Here is a 4808-nt window from a genome sequence, read left to right as displayed (position 1 = left end):
GAGCTCGGCTACCTGCCGGGCAGCGAGGCCGAGAAGATGAGCCCCTGGGCGCAGGCGGTCTTCGACACCCTCTCCGCGGTGACCACCCCGGACGTGATCGAGGAGGTGATCTCCCGCGGGATGCTGGAGGTCCTCCCGCTCACCCACATCCGCGGCCGCTCGCTGCACGACGCCTTCGTGATCGTCGACGAGGCGCAGTCCCTCGAACGGAACGTGCTGCTCACCGTGCTGTCCCGGATCGGCCAGGGCTCGCGGGTGGTGCTCACCCACGACGTGGCCCAGCGGGACAACCTCCGGGTCGGCCGCTACGACGGCGTGGTGGCGGTGGTGGAGAAGCTGAAGGGGCATCCGCTGTTCGCCCACATCACGCTGACCCGCTCCGAGCGCTCGCCCATCGCGGCCCTGGTCACCGAGATGCTGGAGCGCCCCGAGGCCTGACCCGAATCCGCAGGGGCTCGCCGCTCTCTGCGCTGGCCATCGACGCGGGCGAAAGGAGGTCGGCTCGGGGACGCGCGGCTGTCGTGCCGACGGTGTCCCAGGGGTTGCGGCGGTTCGGGACCGGTCGTCCGGCGGACGACGCGGACGCCCCCCCGCGCGGCACACCCGCGGTCCACGCGCATCACCCCGCGGGGCGGCATCCTGGACGGGTGAACAATGCGCGGGGCCTGTCCGTGGAGGGAGCCGACCGTGACCGAGACGTTCTTCCACGTTGGCGGCATCTACCGGCACTACCGAAACAGCGCGCCGAGCGGTGAGGGAATCTTCGTTGTCGTACACGTCGGCCACGCCCCGCCCGGCTTCGAGGACGCCTCCGAGACCGGCGGCGTCGCATTCGGTTGGCGCCGCGGCGCCGGCCCGGACGGCTCCGACCAGCCGCTCGGCTCCTACACCACCGCCGACTTCACCGGCTGGCGCGAGATCCTTGACACCGAACTGCCTGGCCTCATAAACAGCATGGTCTGGGTCGAGTCCTTCCCAGAGCGGCCTCGGTCACCGACCGATCGGCGGCGTTCGTGAACAGCCAGAGACCTCCCGGCGCAGGCGCTGCTGTAGCGCTGAACCCAAAGGCCTCACCCCTGCTCTCGGCCTGCGTTCAGGCTGGCCACGCCGGGGCCCTCCTCACCGCACCCGCTGCACGGCCCGCCGCCATGCCTCAGGAGGAGGCCGCCGGGCGCGACGCGGCCAACCTCCGCACACGTCGCGCCCGGGCTGCCTTCCCGACCAGCCTCGCCTCGGCCACCGGCACACCTTCCTCGCACCTGAACCATCAAGGCAGCACCTGGAAAAGCTGAGCGCCACCGCGAGAAGCAACGAGGACCGCAGGACGAGGAAACGGCCAGGTGGCAGCGGCAACTCATGTGAGGGAACAAGTGCCAGCCCCAGATGGGTTCGACGAGATCATGCCCAAGGCCCTCGCCACCGCGACCATGGACCGGCTCCTGCACCACGCCCACGTCGTCGTCACACGGGGCGACAGCCACCACCTCGCCGAGGCGACCACCGGACGAGGTGCCGTCCCGCTCGGCTGACCCACAGGCGGGGAGATCACCTGTCCACCGGGGACTTTCACCGTCCGCCAGTGGGGAAACCAACTGTTCGCGAGCGGGGAGCTCCTACAGTCCCTTGACGCCGGAGCACTCCCGGAAACGGCCAACGCCCGGCACCCCGGCACGAGGACCTGTCCATCAACAGCGAGACGCACAGCAAGCGACCTGACGCGGGCCTGCGCGGCCAGAGGACTACGCATAGCCGCGGGTAGCGCGCACGGCCGCTTTGTCCGGACAAGGAGCCATAGCGGTGTCCGGACCATGGCTGTGCCAGACCCGGGCGGGCTTACGGACGGCCAGGCCGAACAGGGGTTCTCCCGGTTGAGCAGGAGGAATCGGTGCGCGGCCAGCCGCTCCTAGCCGACTCCGGCGACGCCGAGCTCCAGGAGCTGAAGCAGCCCTCGCCCCGGGAGTTCTCCCCTTGACAGTCAGCCGCAGGCAGCGCTCTCCAAGTGCTGGCCGACGTCGGCCACATAGCGCAGATTCGCCAGCCGACCGGCCGCGCTTGGGACACCGCCGCGCAGTGACATCGAACGGGTGTTGGCTGGACCTTGACCATTGAGTCAGTCCGAGTGATCACACAACTCTCCGCCGCCGGCTGAACGCCTTGGCGGGCGGAACTGGGACCACGGACCCATCTCCACAGGGATGCGGAGGAGAGCCCTGGACTTCAGGCTCACCGGGCAGATACAAATCCCCCACAGCAAGTCCGCATACAGACGGAGTCGGACCTTCAAGCTCGGCCGCCGCACCGCCCCAGCATCGGGACGCCAGCGGTCGCGCGGTACCCCGCCCCCAACGCACGCGGACAGTCAACCGGTGGATCCCCCCACGTTCTCTCGAGGTGAACCTATGCCGCTGACCATCGAAGCATTCCGCGCCAAAGAGTTCACCACAGTGCGCCTGCGGCACGGGTACCGTCAGCAGGAGGTCGACGAGTTCCTCGACGAGGTTGAGGAGGAACTCTCCGAACTGATACGGGCGAACGAGGCGCTCCACATCAAGCTTGCTTCGGCCGTTCTCGGCGGTCACCAGGGGATGCCGGCGCAAACCCCGTTCAGCAGCCACGAGGGTTCGTCGTCCGACAACGCCGCCCGTTACGCCCAACGGATCCTCGAGCTGGCGCAGCAGGCGGCCGACGAGGAGGTCGCTGCGGCCCACCGGGAGGCGGAGGCTGTCGTCATCGCAGCACAGCGCCGCGCCCACAGTCTCGAAGCCGAAGCGCGATCGGCCGCGCGGGCTGTGGAGCAGAGGAGCGAGAAGGAGCGCTGTTCGGTCCTCGCCACCCTGGCGGCCGAGCGCAGCGCCCTTGAAGCGGAGATCGGGAAACTCCGTGCGGTGGAACGGGAGTACCGGTCCCAGGTGAAGTCGTTCCTGGACCAGCAGCTGCATCATCTGGACTCGGGCAGGCCCTCCGGCAGCGAGGGCGAGCTGGCAGCGCTAACAAGCGGTGTCGATGCCTTCTGCAGCCTCCGTGTCGTCGAGGGGGCATCTGAAAGGGGCCGCGAGCCCGCTGCATCCGCACCGGGCGACGCTTCATATGCGACCCCCGGCGTCACGGGTACCGCTTCGGCCTGGAAGTCAGCTCCCGCAGCAGCCGCGAGGAACGCCCTCGCCAGTCCGACACACAGCACAGCGGGGTGAGCTCATCGTGGCGGAGAGCATCAAGGGTGGCGTCAGCCTTCCGGGGCGGCACCACGGACGGCAGGACGGTGACGGCCAACCCGGTCAGACAGTGCCCGATGCGCCTGCAGCCAGCGAGGCGCGGCCAGAGCGGCCAGAGGAAGATCTATCCCTATCCCTCACCCTGGCCTGCATCCGGGAGCTCTGCCACCGAATCGGCAGACTCACGGCCGACGTGCCGCGCTCGAATCCGTGACGTGGACAACCCGGCGGCGGGGCGGCAAACGGTCTGCGGGCCACAGGTTTTCCTTCGGCTCCGTGGAGTGGACGGCTGCCGTCTGGACTCGCCCGGCCATGTACGGATGTCACCGGTCGGGTCTCGCACGGAAGGGCCGAAGGGCCATACCGTCCGCTTATGACGAGGCCTGACTGCGGGGCTGGCGCAGACAGGCCTCGTCTTGTGCTCGGGTTCGCGGGTTGATGGTGGGTTCAGTGGGGTGGCCGTGGTGGTGGCCCTGAGGTGGAGCCCCACAAGCCCGTCGCCGTCTCGCATGACCTCAACACCGCCTGTCACGCTTCATTGCCAGCGATTTTGCAGAACAGAACTGGAATCGTAGCGTCCTTCTCAAACCACCCACGTTGCATCATTGGCCATACTGATACGGATCCGGGGGCAGAGGTCCTGAAATCTTAGGCCTAGGTGCTCTTCGCACTGTTCTGGGGTTTGACTAGCCTTCGGTCTCCGTACAGGAGTTCAGCGAGGTCGTTTGCCGTCCTCCGGTCGGTTCTGCGTTTGCGGTGTGGGAAGGGGGGCGCGGTGGGGTGTGGGGTGGTTTCGGCCTGTGCCGTGGTTCTCCTGGTCGGGGTTGTTCCTGTCTCGCCTGTGTGGGTCGGGGTGGGGTGAGGGGTGTCGCTGGGGATTCCCGCGTGGGCCCGGCCGGTCTCGAAGTTCCTGTTGGGTACGTGGCCCTCGGCTGACGAGGACCGCATGCTGCAGCACGCGGATACCCACGAGCAACTGGCGTGGGAAGCGACCGCGTTGCAGGACAAGCTGGCGGCGCTGTCCCTGCATGTGCCGCAGTGGCGGGGTGATGCCCGGGAGGCGCACGACCGCGGTGTGAGCGAGCTCCTGGAGCACAGCGGGTTGGAGCAAGTCCGCCAGTCGGCGCTGAGCATCGCGGCAAGTGTGCGCGAGTCACGCGCAGGCGTGGTCAAGGCGAAGATCCAGGTGCTGGAGATCGCGGCGTGGCTGGTGGCATCGATCTCCTGGGCCATCGCTACTGCCGTCTTGACCGAAGGTGCGTCACTGGGGCTCCTCGCGGCGTTCGAGGCTGCCGCGCAGGAAATGCTCGCGGCCTTGAACCGGTGGCTGCTGACCCTGCTGCGGTCGATGGTCCAGGGCGCGCTCTTCATGGTTGTGGTGGACTCGGGCGCACAGGGGATCGAGCTCATGCGCGGCGACATCGACCACTTCGACCTGGAATCCCTGGGGTGGGCGGCGCTGACCGGCGGCGCGGCCGGAGCCGTGGGCCTCGGGCTGGGGCTGGGCTGGCATGGTGCCAAGGGCCTGGTGTCCAAGAGTGTCGGCGAGGCTTTGGGCACCGCGGAGGAGACAGCGGGTGCCGGGGCGGCCTCGTC

At 68.6% G+C, this 4808-nt stretch carries 4 protein-coding genes and 1 pseudogene; all 5 read left to right on the top strand.

Annotated features, from left to right (window positions below):
• Positions 1 to 438, top strand: a 438-nt coding sequence (locus tag ACFV0G_RS35280) for a PhoH family protein (protein WP_380556768.1), incomplete at its 5' end; no start/stop codon positions are given.
• A gap of 249 nt (positions 439 to 687) precedes the next feature.
• The gene (locus ACFV0G_RS35275) at positions 688 to 1017 is read left to right on the top strand and encodes a hypothetical protein (protein ID WP_380556766.1); all 330 of its coding nucleotides are present in this window, start codon (positions 688 to 690) and stop codon (positions 1015 to 1017) included.
• 362 nt (positions 1018 to 1379) lie between these two features.
• Positions 1380 to 1529 (top strand): annotated as a pseudogene (locus tag ACFV0G_RS35270) (ATP-binding protein); the annotation flags it as partial.
• Positions 1530 to 2399: 870 nt separating this feature from the next.
• On the top strand, positions 2400 to 3191 hold the full coding sequence (locus tag ACFV0G_RS35265) for a DivIVA domain-containing protein (RefSeq protein WP_380556764.1): 792 nt from the start codon (positions 2400 to 2402) through the stop codon (positions 3189 to 3191).
• A 967-nt stretch (positions 3192 to 4158) separates the two neighbouring features.
• Positions 4159 to 4808 (top strand): hypothetical protein (locus ACFV0G_RS35260; RefSeq protein ID WP_380556762.1); only part of this gene is annotated, 650 nt, incomplete at its 3' end.

It is taken from the genome of Kitasatospora sp. NPDC059571 (genome assembly GCF_042735675.1).
Classification (GTDB): Bacteria; Actinomycetota; Actinomycetes; order Streptomycetales; family Streptomycetaceae; genus Kitasatospora.
The sequence above is the reverse complement of the archived record's forward strand: the minus strand, read 5'-3'. Positions and strand labels throughout refer to the sequence as shown.